General features: G+C 52.6%; 16 protein-coding genes. 3 read left to right on the forward strand and 13 right to left on the reverse strand.

All coding sequences use genetic code 11. The annotated features are described in order from the left end of the window. Positions 1-13 precede the first annotated feature (13 nt). The gene (locus PCI15_RS15750) at positions 14-1,645 is read left to right on the forward strand and encodes a methyl-accepting chemotaxis protein (RefSeq protein WP_271270887.1); all 1,632 of its coding nucleotides are present in this window, start codon (positions 14-16) and stop codon (positions 1,643-1,645) included. 200 nt (positions 1,646-1,845) lie between these two features. After that, positions 1,846-2,538: a pirin family protein gene (locus PCI15_RS15755; RefSeq protein ID WP_271270888.1), complete on the forward strand. Its 693-nt coding sequence runs from the start codon at positions 1,846-1,848 to the stop codon at positions 2,536-2,538. A 2-nt stretch (positions 2,539-2,540) separates the two neighbouring features. Here PCI15_RS15755 and PCI15_RS15760 read toward each other — a convergent pair whose 3' ends face one another. The 8 genes from PCI15_RS15760 to PCI15_RS15795 all read right to left on the reverse strand — a co-directional run bounded on the left by PCI15_RS15760 (position 2,541) and on the right by PCI15_RS15795 (position 12,374). Beyond that, positions 2,541-4,061 carry an aldehyde dehydrogenase gene (locus PCI15_RS15760; protein WP_271270889.1) on the reverse strand — a complete coding sequence of 507 codons (1,521 nt, stop codon included), beginning with the start codon at positions 4,059-4,061 and terminating at the stop codon, positions 2,541-2,543. A 98-nt stretch (positions 4,062-4,159) separates the two neighbouring features. Further along, the gene (locus PCI15_RS15765) at positions 4,160-4,675 is read right to left on the reverse strand and encodes a nitrous oxide reductase accessory protein NosL (protein ID WP_271270890.1); all 516 of its coding nucleotides are present in this window, start codon (positions 4,673-4,675) and stop codon (positions 4,160-4,162) included. Between the two features lie 14 nt (positions 4,676-4,689). Continuing rightward, positions 4,690-5,523: an ABC transporter permease gene (locus tag PCI15_RS15770; protein ID WP_336296712.1), complete on the reverse strand. Its 834-nt coding sequence runs from the start codon at positions 5,521-5,523 to the stop codon at positions 4,690-4,692. After that, on the reverse strand, positions 5,520-6,464 hold the full coding sequence (locus PCI15_RS15775) for an ABC transporter ATP-binding protein (RefSeq protein ID WP_271270891.1): 945 nt from the start codon (positions 6,462-6,464) through the stop codon (positions 5,520-5,522). The genes PCI15_RS15770 and PCI15_RS15775 overlap by 4 nt, the downstream gene beginning before the upstream one ends. Next, a complete protein-coding gene (locus PCI15_RS15780; protein WP_271270892.1) occupies positions 6,461-7,819 on the reverse strand; it encodes a nitrous oxide reductase family maturation protein NosD in 1,359 nt (452 codons plus the stop codon). Before PCI15_RS15780 ends, PCI15_RS15775 begins: the two co-directional genes overlap by 4 nt. Before the next feature lie 52 nt (positions 7,820-7,871). Beyond that, positions 7,872-9,779 (reverse strand): TAT-dependent nitrous-oxide reductase, encoded by a 1,908-nt coding sequence (gene nosZ / locus PCI15_RS15785; RefSeq protein WP_271270893.1) that lies wholly within the window; start codon positions 9,777-9,779, stop codon positions 7,872-7,874. Positions 9,780-9,803: 24 nt separating this feature from the next. After that, the gene (nosR, locus tag PCI15_RS15790; protein ID WP_271270894.1) at positions 9,804-11,996 is read right to left on the reverse strand and encodes a transcriptional regulator NosR; all 2,193 of its coding nucleotides are present in this window, start codon (positions 11,994-11,996) and stop codon (positions 9,804-9,806) included. A 21-nt stretch (positions 11,997-12,017) separates the two neighbouring features. Then, a complete protein-coding gene (locus PCI15_RS15795; protein ID WP_271270895.1) occupies positions 12,018-12,374 on the reverse strand; it encodes a copper-binding protein in 357 nt (118 codons plus the stop codon). Positions 12,375-12,735: 361 nt separating this feature from the next. On the opposite strand from PCI15_RS15795, the gene PCI15_RS15800 reads away from it, so the two are divergent. Then, positions 12,736-13,380 carry a glutathione S-transferase family protein gene (locus PCI15_RS15800; protein ID WP_271270896.1) on the forward strand — a complete coding sequence of 215 codons (645 nt, stop codon included), beginning with the start codon at positions 12,736-12,738 and terminating at the stop codon, positions 13,378-13,380. Between the two features lie 82 nt (positions 13,381-13,462). On the opposite strand, the gene PCI15_RS15805 is transcribed toward PCI15_RS15800, so the two are convergent. The 5 genes from PCI15_RS15805 to PCI15_RS15825 all read right to left on the reverse strand — a co-directional run bounded on the left by PCI15_RS15805 (position 13,463) and on the right by PCI15_RS15825 (position 19,383). Beyond that, positions 13,463-15,205 carry a SulP family inorganic anion transporter gene (locus PCI15_RS15805; RefSeq protein ID WP_271270897.1) on the reverse strand — a complete coding sequence of 581 codons (1,743 nt, stop codon included), beginning with the start codon at positions 15,203-15,205 and terminating at the stop codon, positions 13,463-13,465. Positions 15,206-15,556: 351 nt separating this feature from the next. Further along, entirely contained in the window at positions 15,557-15,832 is a 276-nt protein-coding gene (locus PCI15_RS15810) for a hypothetical protein (protein ID WP_271270898.1), read from the reverse strand. 257 nt (positions 15,833-16,089) lie between these two features. Continuing rightward, positions 16,090-17,454, reverse strand: a complete 1,365-nt coding sequence (locus tag PCI15_RS15815) for an NAD-dependent succinate-semialdehyde dehydrogenase (protein ID WP_271270899.1) — start codon at positions 17,452-17,454, stop codon at positions 16,090-16,092. Positions 17,455-17,628: 174 nt separating this feature from the next. Next, positions 17,629-18,552 carry a dimethyl sulfoxide reductase anchor subunit family protein gene (locus PCI15_RS15820; RefSeq protein ID WP_271270900.1) on the reverse strand — a complete coding sequence of 308 codons (924 nt, stop codon included), beginning with the start codon at positions 18,550-18,552 and terminating at the stop codon, positions 17,629-17,631. A 144-nt stretch (positions 18,553-18,696) separates the two neighbouring features. After that, the gene (locus PCI15_RS15825; protein ID WP_271270901.1) at positions 18,697-19,383 is read right to left on the reverse strand and encodes a 4Fe-4S dicluster domain-containing protein; all 687 of its coding nucleotides are present in this window, start codon (positions 19,381-19,383) and stop codon (positions 18,697-18,699) included. Between the last annotated feature and the right edge of the window lie 16 nt (positions 19,384-19,399).

A 19,399-nucleotide genomic window follows, 5' to 3' on the forward strand; every position in this document is an offset into this window, starting at 1 on the left:
GGAATCGCTAGTTATGTTTAAGAATATATCCATCAAGTCCAAGCTGATTATTATGTCAGGTCTGCCAATTGCGGGTCTGATAATCGTATTAGCAACCGCCCTGTTTGAACTCAAAAGCACCGTCAACGGCTCTGCCCGGATGTATAACGACCGTGTTGTCCCCCTCGAAGATCTTAAAGTCATCGCTGACGATTATGCCGTGCTGGTGATTGATGCCGTGAACAAAGCCAACGCGGGTCTGATTCCGGTGAGCCGTGCTGTTGCCGACATTGAGGCTTCAAAAACCGAAATCGCTGCCAAATGGCAAAAATACATGGCAACTGAACTGACCACCGAGGAAGCCAGGCTGGCGCAGGAGGCAGAACAGCTGTTTATCTCTGCCAACCGTGCTATTGACCGCTTGCTGAGCTCACTGAAATCCTTCTCCGGTGATCCAAAGAATAACCTGTCTGAATTCGACGGCCCGCTATACAAAGACATTGATCCGATCAGTGAAAAAATCACTGAGCTGGTTAACCTGCAATTACGGGTTGCCAAGCAGGAACATGAAAACATTGAGCAACTTTATAAAGACAGCATCATGTTTCTGGGTACCACCAGCCTGATTGTTATCGCTGCTTTCCTGTTCTTTGCTGTCGGTGTATACCGTTCAGTTATCCTGCCTTTACAGGCGGCACAGAAAACCATTGAAACCATTTCCGAAAATTCAGACCTGACGCTGGAGCTGAAGGTTCAAAACAACGATGAGCTGGGGGCAATGTCCACCAGCTTTAACAAAATGCTGCAGCAAATGCGCGACATCATTGTTCAGATCAGCAGTGCAGCCACTCAGTTATCAGGTTCAGCCAGTGGGATGACCGACGTCAGCAGCCAGGCCAACCAGAGCATTGATTCCCAGCGTCTGGAGATTGAACAGGTGGCCACCGCCATGAATGAAATGGTCGCCACCGCTCATGAAATTTCCCAGAACGCTGAAATGGCCGACAAAGACGCCCAGGACACCAGTGAACAGGCAGTACAGGGTAATGCCATTGTTGAAGAGGCGATCGTTGCAACCAATGCACTGGTTAATGATGTTGTTACTGTATCCGAACATATCCGCACACTTGAGGCAGACAGCGAAAGTATTGGCTCAATCGTCGATGTGATTAAAGAGATTGCGGAACAGACGAACTTACTGGCGCTGAACGCAGCCATTGAGGCCGCCCGGGCCGGTGATCAGGGCCGGGGCTTTGCTGTCGTTGCCGATGAGGTCCGTACGCTGGCACAGCGTACCCAGCTGTCTACCCAGGAAATTCAGAACGCCATTGAGCGCTTACAGACCGGCACCATGAACGCGGTAAATGCCATGTCTGACGGGCAGCAGAAAGCAAAAAATGCCGGCGAAAAAGCGGCAGAAGCCGGTGATGCCCTGAAAGCGATTTCGGTTGCGGTACAAAACATTACCAATATGAACACCCAGATCGCCAGCGCCTCCAGCGAACAGACCAGTGTTTCTGAAGAAATCGACCGCTCACTGGTTACCATTCAGGACACCTCCAATGCTTCCAGTGAAGGTGCACTGGAGATCGCACGTTCCAGCGAGGAGCTTTCGGAACTGGCGAACAATTTACAGAATACTGTGAGCCGTTTCCGTCTCGCATAATCCTGTTTAACATCCCCCTGATCTGCCGGCTTCATGCCGGCAGTTTTAGTTACCGCGTTCAGCGCCGGCTCTGTATCACAGCCACAGAATGACAGACCATAACTGGCATTATTAAAAACAAGCAGTTAGGATATTTTTAAAGCAGTACTGACAGTATTAAGGCGGTTGCACAGCAAACACACCCACCAAAGAGAACAGACATGATCAGAATCAGACGTTCGGATGACCGGGGTTTTGCCCACTATGGCTGGCTGGAAAGCCGCTACTGTTTCTCGTTTGCCAGCTATTTTGATCCTGACTTCATGGGCCTTGCTAATCTGCGGGCCTGCAATGAAGATTCACTACACCCCGGTGCCAGTATTGACCCCTGCCAGTTTCAGCAAACCGAAGTGTTCAGCCTGATACTGGAAGGTCAGGCACAGTTCCATGACTCTCTTGGCCGCAAGGGAACGTTTAAAAGCCCCGGCGGCGCCCTGTTGCTGAGTGCCGCCGATGAAATCGATTTTAACCTGACCAATAACGGTGCCGGTAAAACCCTGCGCATGCTGCAGCTGTGGCTCACCCCCACCAAGAGTGCCCCCCTTGAGGCTAACCTGCAGCAGGCAAGACTCTCCCCTTCCAACGGTATTCTGCTGGTCGCCTCACCGGATGGCCGCGATCACTCAATGGCACTGCAGCAGAACATCTGCATTTATAAGCTGAAACTGGGAAAAACTGCCTGCGGATTGCCCGCTGAAAAGTATGGTTTTTTACAGCTGCTTAAAGGAGAACTTGAAATCAACGGTTCACAAATGGCACAGGGAGACGCCGCACTGATCAGTGATGAGGCCATGCTCTCTGTGCGCACAGGGCCACGTACTGAAGCCCTGTATGTCACCATGGGTGAGGAATAACCTTACCGGCTCAGATCGATCCAGACGGTTTTGTATTCAACGTACTTATCCAGCGCGTGGATGGACTTATCCCGACCAAAACCGGACTGCTTAAACCCGCCTACCGGTGATGAAATATCACCGTGATCATGACAGTTCACCCAGATAACCCCGGCTTTAATCGCCCCTGCAGCCTGTTCCATGCGTTTCATATCCCGGGTCCAGACCGCCGCTCCCAGGCCATATACCGTTGAATTCGCTACCTCAATCGCCTGTTCAACAGAATCTACCGGAATAACGGAAAGTACGGGGCCGAAAATTTCTTCACGGGCAATCTGCATGTCCGGGCCGACATTGTCGAAAATGGTAGGCTGAACATAACACTGGCGACCGGAACCGCTCTCCTGCGCACCGCCACAGATCAGCCGTGCGCCGTCATCCTGCCCGGCCTGCACATATTGCAGCACGTTCGCCGTATGCCGGGCGTCCACCAGACAGCTGAATTCGGTCGCCGGGTCCAGCGGATCAGCCGGTACAATGGTTTCCGCCAGTGCCTTTACCTTCTCCATCAGCGGCCGGTGTACCTTGCGGTCAACAATCAGACGGGAGCCGGCATTGCAGATTTGCCCCTGATTGGAAAATGCCCCCAGCACAATGGCAGCGGCGGCTTTATCCAGATCTTCCACGTCATCCAGCACGATATTCGGGGTTTTGCCGCCGCACTCCAGTGCAACCCGCTTAAGATTAGACTGACCGGCATACTGCATATACAGACCGCCCACCCGACTGGAACCGGTAAACGCCAGCGCATCCACATCCCTATGCAGCCCCAGTGCTTTGCCGGCTACATCCCCCATGCCCGGCACCACATTGAATACCCCGGCCGGAATACCGGCTTTGTGGGCCAGTTCAGCCATTCGGATAGCGGTCAGGGAAGACTGTTCAGCGGGTTTCAGTACGACTGAGTTGCCGGCAGCCAGCGCCGGTGCTGCCTTCCAGCAGGCGATCATCAGCGGGTAATTCCAGGGAACAATTGCGGCAACGACGCCCACAGGCACCCGGTGAATACGGGTTAAGGCATTGGGCTGAGTAGGCGCGATTTCGTCGTAGAGTTTGTCTGCCAGCTCGGCATACCAGTGAACACATTCCACAGCCCCGGGCAGATTCATGGTACGGCTGTCGCTGATGGTCATGCCCATATCCAGGCTTTCCAGCAACGCCAGTTCATCGGCATGGGCTTCCAGTTCAGCAGCAAACGCCTGCAGGACCTTTTTGCGCTGTTTAGGCATCAGGCCGGACCAGACGCCGGCTTCAAACGAGGCCCGGGCTGCCGCAACGGCTTTATCAACATCGGCGGCATCACAGGCGGCAATGCGGGTCAGCGGCTGGCCGTCCCGCGGGGAGATACATTCAAAGGTCGCGCCACTGGCCGCATCGCAGAACCGGCCATCAATAAACGCCCGGTTAGCAAAGCCATCTCCGGCAAGTTGTTCAGCGCTGTTCAGCCAGTCCTGATAGGTATGATTCTGAGCCTGTGTGGCCATGCCGCGCTTCCCTCTGAAATTCTGAATGTGGGCTGATTATAGGCCAGTCATCCGGGAAGCTCTAATAGCCTTATGCTCTTAAGTTAAGCGGTTTTCTGTCAGTGCCCCCGGGTCATGTTAACCAGCACCTGAAGGTCAATCTGATCAAACCCCAGCACTTCCCCGCCTTCTGCATCGGCAAATGCCCGGGCATCTTCCTGTTTGGCAAAACTGGCCAGGGTTGCCCCCATTGCGCCCTGTTTGCTGTGACCGATCACGTACCAGGCTTCGCGGGCATCCACATAGGTTTCTTCATCGGGATGATCCCAGGGCGTCACAGCCATGTCGTGCACAAATGCCTGTTGTACATTGTGCTTATTTTCCGGATCAACGATAAACGCAAACATATCCCGGGTTGAGCAGAACTTCAGGTTACCTTCGATGCCTTTGCTGAACAGCTGACCTTTCGGCCCCGGATAATTGGTAATGATCATGCCGCATAAATGGCACTCCTCACCGCTTTCAATGGCTACCGCCTGCTGCACCATCGCGGCCTGTTCGTCTTCCGTACAGCCCGTCAGAATGCCTGCCGACACCAGCAGGACAAACAGTACCTTTACCAGTAAATGTTTCATTCCGGCCTCCCGACTTATAAACCGCGACGGTTAAAGATAAACATCGCCAGCCCCGCCGGCATCACCAGCCAGGCTATCAGCCCGGCCAGTAAACCGTACATTGAGAACTGAGTCTGTTGCGCAATGGCCATCAGACCGGTGAGGTTCTGATCCGCGAAATAGGTGATATTCACCAGGCGGAAAATATCGGTCGGATTCAGTAACAGCATGTAAGGAAACAGATTAGCGTCGACGTTACCTTCGGTGGATACCAGTAATCCCAGCAGACCAAGATCAAACACCAGTACGAAGATAAACCAGACAATCAGCGCAATGCCGGCAGCCTTGGACTTTTCAGCCACGCTGGCACTGATCACATAAGCAATGGCAATGAAAATCCAGCCCAGCAAAATAGCGGAGCAGATAAACACGCTGTAAGGCACCAGCAGGTCGCTCCATGAGGTGGTTGCGGAGAACATACCGATCATCAGCGCAGAAGACCCAAAACCGATCAGGGTTGAGAAGGCCATGATCGCCCCCTGCCCCAGCATCTTGCCTAACAATAGCTGCGTTCTGGACAGCGGATAGGTCATCAGCAACAGCAAGGTACCGCTTTCATCTTCGCCAACAATGCCATCATAAGAGAGCATCAGCGCAATCAGCGGAATAATAAATACTGCCAGACTCGCCAGGCTGACAATGGTGGTCGACAGAGACGTAAAGCCCACCTTTCCCGCCGCGGCGGCACCGAAGTAAGCAAGGCCAATCGCCAATACAGCAAAAATAATACAGATCGACAAAACCCAGCGGTTTCGCAGGCCGTCACGGAATTCTTTACCGGCAACGGTCAGTAACGGAGTAATCATCATAGTGCGGCCTCCTGATCACAGTGGCGCTGAATAAAGTGGGTATAAAGGTCTTCCAGAGACGGCAGCTGAACGTCGATGTTATCGACGCCACTCATACCTGCCAGGGCACGCAGGGTGTGCATTTTCTCATCCATAGGCACGGCCATTCGCATCCCGGCGCTATCGTCACGGGCCAACAAGCGTAAATCTTCCGGCAATGTTTCTGATAAACCCGGCTGGCCGTATAACTGGAATACCGCCGGCAGATTCGCCTGAGCCCGTAACTGTTCGATACTGCCGCTGGCAAGTACCGAGCCGCGTCCCAGAATCAGCGCCCGGTCGATATACTTTTCGACCCCAGGTAACACGTGCGAACACAGCACCACGGTACAGCCCTGATGCTTGAGCTGATCAATGCTGTGGTAAAAATCCTGAGTCGCTATCGGATCCAGACCGACGGTCGGCTCATCCAGTAACAACAGACGGGGGTTGCCAAGGAGTGCCTGTGCCAGCCCCAGACGCTGTCGCATCCCCTTAGAATAGGTTTTAACCCGGCGACCGCAGGCATCTTTCAGCCCGACCTGTGCCAGTAACTCGAGACATTGCTGACGGCACTGTTTGCGGGCAAAGCCTTTTAAGCGGGCAAAATATTCCAGTACTTCCAGACCGGTAAGCTGATCATAAAAACTGACGTTCTCCTGCAGAAAACCCAGCTTGCCGCGCAGTTCGCGGGCACCGGCCTGAGTCGGGTCCTGACCGAACACACTGACCTTACCGGACGTGGCTTCAATCAGCCCGAGAATCAGTTTAATGATGGTGGTTTTACCGGCACCGTTATGGCCAAACAGCCCGAACACTTCACCCGCCTGTAAATTCAGATCCAGACTCTGCAGGGCATGAACCCCCAGATACTTCTTTTCAACCTGTTGTAATTCAACAATATTTTCTGTACTGCTCATCATTCTGTACCTGCCTGTATCTGTATTGCCAGCGCCTGCTCTTCAGCTACCGGAACGACACCCGCCTGCTTCTGTGGCCGTTCGGCCATTAATGGCTGGCTGTCGATCACACCCGGGCCTTTCAGCACCGGAAACTGCCGCTGTACCCAGCGCAGGGTCTCAATGGCCGGGCTGTTCAGCAACAACTTAGCCGCCGGAAACTTCCATAGCAGCCGGTCTACGCTGTCATTCGGCTCGTATTCGATATCACCGACTCCGTCACCGTTCATGTCCCAGCCCAGGTAATCGCTCCAGTAGTTACCGGCCCAGTCCTGGGTCCGGGTTGATACGTATTTCACCTGGGTTTTGTTATTCACAAAGGCGTTGCCTTCCAGGGTGTTATCTTCAGATGCTGCTGTCAGGTGAATGCCTATATCACTGTCCGCGAAGCGGTTATCGGTGAATTCATTAAACAGTGAGTTGTAGATAAACAGCGCCTTGCCTTCCAGCCCCACCCGCCGGGCTTTGTTGGTGCCGGTTTTCTTCATATGGGGGTTATGGCTGTTCTGAATCCCGCGGATATCATTATTACGCAGGGTGGAATTGGTGATGTAGTTCATCAGAATGCCGTAATTCACGTCATTCACTGAACGGTTATTCAGCACCGTCAGATATTTTGACTGCATCAGTGCATAACCTGTACGGGTATTTTCAGTCAGATTGCTCTGTAACAGGTTATTGTAGGAATACATGTAGTGCACACCGTAACGCAGGTCGTGCAGATAGTTGGCGATCAGCTCATTACCGTTACTGGTATCAATGTAAATGCCGTCCCGGGTTTCCCAGACTTCATTGCCCTGTACCAGTGCCTTGCCGACATTAAAAAGATGGATGCCATTACCACGGTCGGATGCCCGCAGTGCCAGCTTGCCACGTACTTTGTTATCAATAATCCGGGCGTTCTGAGTGGCATCTACCCAGATACCAAAGCCGCCCCCGTAAAGGCTGTTGTTCTCGATCCGGCTACCGGTAGCGGACGTTGCCAGCAGAATTCCGGCGTCCTGATTGGTCAGGTCTTCACCCCAGTTTACAATTCGTAAATCATGGACATAACTGTCCGGAGCTTCTACCTGTAATGCGTGGCCTTTGCCCTGCGCATCAATGACAGCCCCCTGCTTTGCGGTCAGTTCAACTGTCCGGCGCAGAATATAATTCCCCCGGTATTCACCTTTCGTCAATACCAGTGTGTCCCCCGGCTGACTGCTGTCCAGCGCCAGCTGCAGGTCATCCTGCGGGGTTATCTGAATCACAGCCGCACTGGTTATGCTGCTGATCAGCATTGCCAGCAGGCCCAAAATCCTTCCAGTCAGATTCAGCATATGTTACCTCTCAAACATGCCGGGCGGTAAACCCGCCCGGCAATTACTGCTGTTATGCAGGTTCAACCAACATACGGCCGCGCATTTCCATGTGCAGTGCGTGACAGAACCAGTTGCAATAGAACCACTGTACCCCCGGCTTATCTGCCATGAAGGTTACAGAAGCGGTCTGTTGCGGGCTGATTTCCATCTGCACGCCGTGGTTTACCATACAGAAGCCGTGCGTGACGTCTTCGATCTGGTCAAGGTTGGTAACAACCACTGTTACTTCATCACCCTGCTTCACGGTGAATTCATTCATACCGTAAGACGGTGCGATAGACGTCATGTAGACGCGTACCTTATTGCCGTCACGAATCACCTTGTTATCGGTGTGAACGTTAACGCCATCCGCTTTTGCCATGGCGATAGTGCCGGCGAAGGTCGGATCTTCACGGTCATACAGCTTGCGGGTTTTAACCTTGGAACGGTGTACGATCATGCAGTCATGCGGCTCAGCATAGGTCGGGCCGTCATGGATCAGTTTCATTTCGTCACCGGAGATATCGATCAGCTGATCGTTCTCGGCGTGTAGCGGGCCACACTGCAGGAAGCGGTCTTTAGAGAACTTCTGCAGAGATACCAGATACTTACCATCAGCATCACGGGTTTCACCCATTGTTGTGTGGTTGTGACCCGGCTGATAATGGACGTCCAGCTTCTGCACGATGTAGTCAACGTTTTCACCGTTGTATGCCTGGATCGCTTTTTCAACGTCCCACTTACATACCTGACTGTCGATGAACAGTGTGGTGTAGGCATTGCCGCGGCCGTCAAAGGCAGTGTGCAGAGGCCCCAGACCCAGCTCAACTTCTGCAACTACGGTATCCCGTGGCTTGATCTCATTGGCAAACAGAGCATCAAACTTATCCAGCTGGAATACAGTAACAGTCGGTGACAGCTTACCGTTGGCAACGGCGTACTTACCGCCCGGTGCAGTGTTAATGCCGTGCGGGTTCTTAGGTACAGGTACATAACGGGTCAGTTCAGAGCCTTTACGGCCGTCCAGTACAGGTACGTCAGAACCTGGCAGGGTAATGAACTGGCCGGCTTTAACCGCCGCTTCAATCCGCTCAATGTTGAAGATAACCAGATGGTCACGCTCTGCCTTCATGGTGCCGGTCAGATCGACAGCGCCTTCTGAGTTATAACAGGTAGAAAACGCATACTTACCGGTATAGTCCGCATCGGTGTTATCCAGGTTACCGTCAACGATTACCTGCCAGGAAACGTCCATGCTCTCGGCGTCAACACCGTTGAACAGGGTGTAGTAACCCGGTACATCATCCATATTCAGACCGTTGTTCGGATGCGGAATACGGAATTCAGCATTGGCAAATACATACTTGGTGTGCGGTACTTTCTGTACCCGCAGACCGTGAATTGCCTGACAGTTCGGAATGGTTGTAATCTTGTCGGTCTTCATGATGTCGCAGCGAATACGTGCAACACGGGTGTTTGCCTTATCGTTGATGAAGACATACTTACCGTCGTACTGACCGTCAGTCATAGACATATGCGGGTGGTGGCTGTCACCGTTCATCGGTGCATTTTCACCCAGGATCGCTTTACTCTCGTTGGTGATACCCCAACCGGTAGCGCTGTCTACGTTGAAGACCGGAATACGCATCAGCTCACGCATAGATGGCAAGCCCAGAATACGTACTTCACCGGAGTGACCGCCACTCCAGAAGCCGTAGTATTCATCCAGCTCACCCGGACCCACCATGCCGTCGGCACTGGCTGCCTGAGCAGTGGATGGCAGTAACGCGCTGCCCATACCGGCACCGAAGGTGCTGGCAACACCGGCCAGTGCAGCGGAACCACCCAGGAATAAGCGGCGGCTGACTTTCACATGTTCAGTTGCCTTCGGATCTTCTACATCGATCGCCGGCAGGCTTTTATCTTTCGGATCAATCATCTTTCCATTCTCCACAATAAGGATTTAAGCGTTCGGCACCGCTGCCGAGTCCGTCACATCCAAAGTCTCAATTTTTGCCATAGCAGCTTGCTGCTTAGCGCGTTTTCTGGCTTTAACCACCAAAGGTGGGCACTTGTCATTTCGGTAATAAGTTACCTGGCAATCCAGACACTGATGGCACTCATTGGCATTGATAGAGCCATCAGGGTGAATCGCCTGAATCTCACATTCATTCGCACATACTTTGCACGGCTGGCCACATTCCTTACGGCGTTTCAGCCAGTCGAACAGACGCAGGCGTGCAGGGATTGCCAGAGCAGCCCCCAGCGGACAGATATAGCGGCAGTAAACTTTGCGGGTGAAAATGTTGATCACCAGCAATGCAACGGCGTAGAGCACATAGCCCCACTCCCGGTTGAACTGCAGCAGGAAAGCAGTTTTGAACGGTTCAACTTCTGAATAGCGCTCGGCTTCAGACAGGGACTCCAGTGACACCGCAAACAGCGCCAGCAGAATCACATACTTCAGCGCCCACAGCCGCTCATGCACTGCGAAAGGAATTTCGTACTGTTTAATTTTCAGACGACGGGCGGCTTCGTTGATCAGTTCCTGCAGCGCGCCGAACGGGCACAACCAGCCACAGAAGATGCCACGGCCCCACAGCAACATGGTCATGGCCACGAAGCCCCAGAGAATGAACAGCATCGGATCAAGTAAGAACAGGTCCCACTGGAAGTCTCCCTGGAAGGCATGCACGAAGGTGAATACGTTCACCACAGAGAGCTGTCCCAGGGCATACCAGCCGATGAAAACAACGGTAAACACCAGGTAGCCGTGACGCAGGCCATGCATCAGGCGCGGATAGCGGACCAGTACATCCTGGATGAAAATAATGATGAACAGCACCAGCAGCGCCACTGACAGCACACCGATCTGGAAAGCCTTCTCACGCCAGATACTCACCCACAGGGCTTCGGGTTCGGCTTCAGCAACCGGAGCAACCGGCTCAGGACGTAACAGATACTGTTCAGGTGTCAGATAATCGCCATAGAAACTGGTGAATACGCTGTCCAGAGCACCGATCTGACGGCGTACCAGCAATTCCAGCTGCCACGCAGTTCCCGGATCAAAATCGTACTGATCGCGGATCACGAAGATCGCCATCTCCCGGAATCCCGGAAAACCGTCGATATAGACATCATCCAGGCGGTAGTAGTCGGTATCGTGGAAGCTGATTACCTTGCCGGACTGCTGTAACTGGGTACGGTCGAAGATGCCGCCGCGCACGTAACCGTTTCCTTTAAAGGAGTACTCCCCTTCCCCCATGACAGCAATGGCACTGTCACCGGGATTCAGTTCACCCATCAGCCAGTCATACTGAGTATCGCCCAGCAGGTTACGGCCCACAGTGGGAATATCTAAGGGTGCGTAATACAGCTCGATAAATTCTTTTTCGGCATCAGCAGGCGTTTTCGCTGCCTGATTTTCCGCCTTGGTGCCAACGAAGGCCTCGTCAATATCTTTGCGTTGCAGTGCCAGCCGGCGAATGGAACCGTCACCGGTTAACTGAATCCAGTCAGCTTTGGAGAAAACGTCAGGTTTGACAGTCGCAGGCGGTATAACCGCCAGCTTTGAAAGCCCGGCAATGTTCAGGTGACGGGCCACTTTACGGGCAGCCCGCATAATGGCCTCATTGACCACCATGACAGTCACGGTAGCACCGGACACTACATCCACGTTACGGACATTTTCATTATTACCGGCGCCAACCCGGACCTGATCAGTCACGTTCAGGCCCTGATATTTATCCGTAAAATCAAACAGTTTTTGTTCAGGAATGCCCACCAGCAGGATAGGCTCATGATGCTCCAGTACCCGGGTCGCCACCAACTGGCCATCAGGGTCCATCACAATCAGGGTATTAATGGGCTTACCGGAGTAAGCGGGGATATTCACCACGTCATTGGTATTGAAGGCGTATCCGATTTCTTTGTCACCGGCGAAGACCCGCCGGATCAGAATATCATCGCCATCCAGAGGTTCTTTCTCCGCCACCCGGGTAGCATCGGGAAAGGCCTGCAGAATAGTATCTGTCTGCTGCGCCTCACTGACCGGCACCATTGCCAGCGCAGTATTCAGCATCACCAGCATCAGCATCACGCCCAGCCATAAGCGGCTCAGAAAACGTGCTAACTGTCTGCAATCTCCGTTCATCATCAGTAACCTCTGCAATCCCGCTTACTGCTCAATCACGTCAGTAATGGTGAACTTCATCATGTTCTGTTGCTTAAGGCGGAAACGGATCGCCTGGCCTTCTTTAAAATCGGCCGCCTGCATACCCGGTGCTAAATTGAATTTCATCTGCATCTGACGCATATCCCACTCAGGAATACGCTGGTGCTGAACTTTCAGCTGGTTAGTGTCTGCCAGAACGCCTTTCACCACACCGGCAGTGGTCACGACTTCAGCCATCATTTCGGCACTTGCCATCTGTTTATGCTTCATCTGGTGCTCTTCGGCCTGAGCAGTCAGTGCGGCGGCACACAGCATCACTGAACATCCCACCAGCGCCAGATCTTTGAACGGAATAAACATGACGGTATCTCCTTATTTCTACCTGCGACGTTTTGCCACTGCGACGTTTTGTCACAGGTGAAAGTGTAAAGAGGCACCTGCTGAGGAGTCTTGACATTCATCAAGTAAAACAGGGATTAAAAACCAGGCGTATTCACTACTGATCCAGATCAGTAAATCCCCGCTGGACAAAGGAGAAAAAACCATAAATCGAATAAGAAAGATTTTTTTAATAACCTTGGGCTACAGTTATAGAATTATTCGTTCATATACCTTTCAGATATTTCAGGTAAAGTCGCAACTGACTGCCGCTGGCACACCCCGGTATCAGAGCAGTTTTTATGCTGAAACCGGCTGCACAATAACGATCAAAAGGTTAGCCATGGAACTCTTCTCTCTTCCCGTCAGTACCTATAGTGCTAAGGTGCGTATTGCACTTGGTCTGAAGAACATTACCTGTACCATTTCTCCGCCTCCCGGGGGCTACAGCACCGCCGAATACATGCAACTGGTTCCGTTAGGCACCATCCCTGCATTACGGGTGGGCGATGAGTATTTTTCAGAATCAGATGTCATCATGGAGTATCTGGAAGATGCCTACCCGGCACACAGCCTGCTCACCGACGACCAGCTGAAGCGAGCCAGACACCGGTTTCTGGCCCGTTACCATGATCTCTGGCTGGAGCCGCACCTGCGCCGGACATTTGCCCACTGTGATCCGGCCACCCGGGTACAGGCTGAACTGGATGATCACCTGAATAAATTTGAGGAACGTCTGGCGAAACTGGATGAGCTATTTACCGCGCAGCCATTTATGGTGGATAAAAACATCGGCTATGCGGACTGCGCATTTCCTGCCACCATTGAACTGGCTGACATTCTGCTGCCCCTGTTTGGCCGCGAACTGAAACTGGGGCCGAATATGACCGCCTGGCGGGCTGCCGTGCTGGCTAACCCGGTTGTGAAAAGCGTCACGGATGAAAGCCGCTCAGCCACCCTGGAATGGATGAACAGCGGCGGCGGTTAAGCTTGCCTGAAAGAAGATCAGACAAACAAAAAAGCCTGTTAAAAAAACAGGCTTTTACCTTTAAGAGTTTTTAAAAAACAGATCAGGCTCTGGCAATCAGCGGCTGGGTAAATTTCTCACATTCACGGAACACATGCTTTTGGCAGTTCTCACAGGTGGACTGATTCAGTGCCGGGAAAATACTGCTGATGGCAGAAGACTTATTGGCAAAAAAGCGGTCTTCGCCGATGTCTTCAACCAGCCCCAGTTTAGCCGCATTCTCCATTACCCCCGGTTTCATACCGAAGAAATACAGACCACCGCCTTTGGCCTTCAGCTTACCGTCCAGTGATACCAGCAAATCCACCCCGCTCATATCAATGAAGTTTATCCCCAGACAGATAACCAGGATGCGTTCCACACCTTCCTGCGCCGCGATCTGCTCAATCCGGTTCTGGATATGGTTCACCGAGCCGAAATAAATCGACATTTCAACCCGCAGCACCTTCAGTTGAGGGCACTGTTCCCCTTTACCACTGCGCGCTTCCACAAACCGGCGCTGTTCGGTATTCAGGGACATCTCGGTAATTTCCGGTGTGGATGTCTTGGCCAGGAACAGCACCAGCGACAGCAACACCCCCAGATAAATCGCGAATTCCAGCTCAAGGAATAAGGTTGAGACAAAGGTAATGATCAGCACCGAGGCTTCCGGCCGGCTGGCCAGCACAATCTTCTTAATATGATGGAAGTCCACCAGATTATACGCCACCATCATGATCACACCGCCCATGGCCGCCACCGGCAAATAAGCCGTCAGAGGTGCAACCAGCAACACAATCAGCATCAGCAAAATTGCTGCAAATATGGCCGACAGCGGTGATTTGGCACCGGCAGAATAGTTCACCCCGGAACGGGTAAACGAACCGGACCCGGCATAGCAGGAGAAAAAACTGCCAACCACATTGGAAAGCCCCTGCCCCAGAAACTCCTGGTTGGGGTAAATCCGCTGCTGGGATTTAATCGCAATCGCCCGGCTGATAGACACCGCTTCGATCAGGCCCAGCAGCGCAATCGCAAAAGCTTCAGGGGCCAGCAGGCGGATGGTATCCAGCGACAGATCCGGCATGGACAATGGCGGCAAACTGGTCGGAATGGCACCCACCAGTAAAATTCCGTAGCCGTCTCCGAATGCCAGCGCAATCAGGCTGCCGAAGACCATCGCCACTAACAGATTCGGGATTTTAGGCAGGTAACGTTTAATGCCCACCGCCATCAGCAGGGTCATCATACCAACACAGAAGATCGCCCAGTTAAGCTGATCCAGATTCGACAGGGTCACCATCCAGCTTTCCGTAAACGATAAGCCTTTCTCTGCCGGAATGCCGGTAATGTGCTTCACCTGACTGGTGGCTATAAGAATGGCCGCGCCGGCGGTAAAACCGATCACCACTGTGTGGGAGACAAAATCCACCAGTTTCCCCAACCGGGCCAGACCAAACGCCAGCTGATAGATACCGGCCAGCAAGGTCAGGGTCAGTGCCATCGACACAAACTCAGCACTGCCCGGCTCCGCATGACCACTGATGGCAGAAAAAACCACAATGGATATTGCCGTCGTCGGGCCGGATATCAGATGCCTGGACGAGCCAAAAAGTGCCGCGATAATCGGCGTCACCATCGCAGTATATAAGCCATACTCCGGCGGTAAGCCCGCTATCGTTGCAAACGCCACACCTTGTGGCAGAACAATAATCGCCCCTGTGATACCGGCAATAAAATCCGCTTTAACATCCTGAAATGTTAAGCATTTTAGCCAGACCAAAAACGGGAATAGACTATTTTTCATGAAGTCTCCGGATTTCTAAAATCAATACAACCAACAAAGGAGCAGCTGCTAAGGCACAGTGCTCTGATCAAACAAACAGTATTTACCTAAACCTGATTCGAGATGACAGGACGTCATACAGGGCATGATTTAGCGGCTTTGAAAGATACACGGCTGCAGAACGCAGTCAGGCACATCAGCCGGTGCGCATTTTATAACCAATCAGCCGGCTAATCTATATCCATACGAATCGTAAGGAATGAAATGTGACGATTTTTTTTGTTCCTGATCATTAAAAAAACTGAACAGCAGGCAAAAAAAAAGCCGCATAAATGCGGCCCAAACGTGAGATCACTATGAAAAGGGTATTACTCAGTTAACCTTGATCGGGTTAGCCTGTTCTTCGTCACGCTGCTCCATGGAAGCAGCGGCCATTTTACGGCCGAAAATTTCCATCACATCCAGATTTGCATCCGGGTTCTCGCTGGCTTCATCCATCGCTTCAACCATCGCTTTTACGGTTGGCAGGGTCTTCTCAACCAGCTGAGTAATATAAAACTCAGTCGTGGTACCCGTGTACTTCTGGTAACGGGTAAACAGATCTAATGTTTCTGCTGCTAATTCAATCTGAACAGTCTTAGTGGACATGATAACTCCTGATACATCTGAAAACGGTGGCCGGGTCACAGTATCTTAAACAAAAACACCGGGCACTATTAGTATAACCTGCTAAGTGCAGCAGCTGACTATACGTAACAATATACCTGTGGACCAGCAATATCCCTAGAACCAGTGCCGGTAATTTTCTGGAGCCAAGTATAGCGCTAAATCCGCGAACAGCTGCTAAAACAAATAAAAATGACCGCAAGTGCGGCCATTTTTCAATGTTTCACCTAAATCGTCTGTCAGGCAACCCAAACACTTTTAGCATTACAGAATTCACGGATACCGTTCACACCCAGCTCCCGGCCCAGACCCGATGCTTTCGTTCCGCCAAACGGCATACGTACATCACTGGCCACCTGTGAATTAATGAATGCAGCCCCCACATCCAGACAGCGGGCCAGTTGCTCACCTTTGGCAACATCCTGCGTCCAGATACTCGCTCCCAGACCAAAGCGGGTAGCATTCGCCTGTGCAATGGCATCCGCTTCATCACGCACCGAAATAATGGCCGCAACCGGACCAAAGATTTCTTCATTAAAAGCGGTCATACCCAGCTCAACGTCTGCCAGTACGGTCGGCGCATAAAAGTAACCGTCTCCCGGTAACACATCCCCGCCGGTCAGCAGTCTGGCGCCGTCCGCAACGGTTGCCTTTAACTGCTGGTGCACCTTATCACGCAGGTCCGGACGGGCCATTGGCGCCAGAGTTGTTTCTGCCAGCATCGGATCACCGGCCTGTAACGCCCGGCTCCGCTCTACCACCATCTCAGTGAATTCGGCCATCCGGCTGGATACCACCAGGAAACGCTTGGCAGCGATACAAATCTGACCGGCATTGGCAAAACGGGCCCGCATGGCCACATCCATTGCGGCTTCCAGATCCGCATCATCAAGAATGATCAGCGGGTCAGAACCGCCCAGCTCCAGTACTGCTTTCTTCAGATGCTGGCCTGCTAACGCGCCGATCTGACGGCCAGCCATTTCACTGCCGGTAAATGCCACCCCGTGTACCCGGTAATCGGCTATCACCTTCGCCGCCTGATCAACCGAAATGGTCAGATCGGCAAACAGCCCTTCCGGCGCACCGGCATCTGTTAGCAGTTGCTCAATGGCTTTGGCACTGCGCGGTACGTTTGGCGCATGCTTAAGTAATACTGCATTACCGGCCATCAGGTTAGGGATCATGCAACGGAATACCTGCCATAAAGGGAAGTTCCACGGCATGATCGCCAGCACGGTGCCCAGCGGTTCATAACTAACCAGACTGCGGCTTGCCGGTGTACTGATCAGATCATCCTGAAGCATGGTTTCCGCATGTTCTGCATAAAACTCACAGGCACCGATACATTTATCCACTTCACCCAGCGCTTCACTCAGCAACTTACCCATTTCCAGCGTGATGGTTTCTGCCATCTCCTGGCGGCGCTCTTTCAGCTTGCTGCCGATGGCCAGTACCAGCGCGGCCCGCTCAACAAAGCTGGTATTACGCCAGTGCAGAGCAGCCTCACGGGACGCCGTCAGACGGTTTTCCACTTCTGCATCAGACAGAAAGGCAAACTCTTCGATCAGTTGATTGTTATAAGGGTTACGGGTTGCGAAATTCATATTCAACTCCTCCGGACAAAAAGCTGGCCTGGGATTAATAGTTATGGTGGCCAAACGAAGCAAAACAGGCTGACAGACGCTGTGCACTTAACAGCGGATAACTCTGCCAGAGACAAAAAATCCAGAGCAGCAGGGCCAACTCTGGATTTTTTAAAAGGTACTCAGCCGGGTGTTTTACACCCGCTGATCACCGTGGAACAGACGTACAACGTGGCGCGCTTCAGCGAAGAACAACCAACGCTCAACCAGCAGGCCGGCAATGGTTGACGCCGCAGCAATCACCAGCAGTGCAGAGCTGGCGCTCAGCAGCAGCAGGAATGGCACCACGAAGGCAACACCCAGCATCAGCAGACGCAGACGCACCAGCTTGTTTGCAGCAACGGTGTAACCGAATTCATCATTCAGGAAGCTGTTAGAGGTATGACCCTGATCCAGCAGACGAACACTTGCCTGGGTAAAACCGGTCGCCGTGTTGATGGTGCTACCGGCCGGTTTACCGATCCAGAAGAAATAGATCACTTTGCAGACTGCGCCCAGCACAACCAGTGCCAGTGCCAGTTGCTGCAGTACACCGGCCAGATCGCCACCTACCAGTGACTGCACCGCTGCCAGCAGTACCGCACCGGACATCAGACCCAGGGCAATGTAGTTAACCGGCGTCAGGGAAGAGTTCCACTGGCGGATCGTTTTCAGGCTGGCGTAAATCATGCTGGTGCAGAACAGTGTCACCATGGCCAGTACAGCCGTCAGAATACCTGCGGCAGTTACAAGTGCGCCGGTCATTTCCATCCAGATAGCGCCAAGGTAAATCAGCATGAACGGGTACAGCAGGATCGCAAACACCGCTTCACGGGATAACCATGAGGTCTTGAAACGGCTGAATGCACGCCATGCGTTCTTAGGATTTGCCAGGTGCAGCGTTGAGGACAACAGACCACCTGAAATCATGACGAAAGACAGGATACCTGCACTTAAGAGTACAGCAGAATCCTGCAGTTGTGACAGGCCGCTAAGGTGTCCGATTACCATCAGGGTAATCAGGCCGTAGCCGGCGCCCGACATCACGGTAAATACAAGTACGGAAAAAGCCGGATGCATATTCGTGTCTCCGTTTTGGCCAGCGCATTTAAGCTGGCCGGTTTGTCGCGGTAATTCAGCATATACCGGACAAACTGTTATTGTTCTTACCGGTGCATGATCCGTTATATCAGACAGGCACCGGAGCGATTGATGATTCCCGGATTAACGGGAGATAACCTTGTTCACCCAGCCTTTAACAGTGGCTTTCAGTGACGGCTGGTACTGCTCTACAACCGGCTTGTTACGCGGCGGCAGATAAGTATTGACCGGGTTATAGCCCAGTTCAGGCATCAGCTGCTTACCGGCACGGTCACGTACCAGCTGGCTGACTTCTGAGTTCGGATCATCAAAGTCACCGAATACCCGGGACTTGGTCGGACAGGTCAGTACACAGGCAGGCTTACGCTCATCTTCCGGCAGACTTTCATCGTAAATACGGTCCACACACAGGGTACACTTCTTCATGGTACCTTCGTTTGGATCCAGCTCACGGGCGCCATACGGGCATGCCCAGGAACACAGGTTACAACCCATGCACTTATCCTGGTCAACCAGCACGATGCCGTCTTCGCTGCGCTTATAAGAAGCGCCGGTCGGACACACAGTGACACAGGCCGCATCGTCACAGTGCATGCAGGACATCGGCATGTTCACTGTTTTACTGTTCGGGCTGTCATCCACTTCATAGGTGCGGATCCGGTTCAGCCAGGCACCGCTAGGGTCACGGCCGTACGGGTCTTTATCCGCCAGCGGACCGATGGTGCCGGAAGTGTTCCATTGCTTACACGCAGTCGCACAACCGTGACAACCTACGCAGGTATCCAGATCAACTACTAGACCTAATTTCATCTTGTTATTCTCCGTC

It is taken from the genome of Aliamphritea hakodatensis (assembly GCF_024347195.1).
Classification (GTDB): domain Bacteria; phylum Pseudomonadota; class Gammaproteobacteria; order Pseudomonadales; family Balneatricaceae; genus Amphritea; species Amphritea hakodatensis.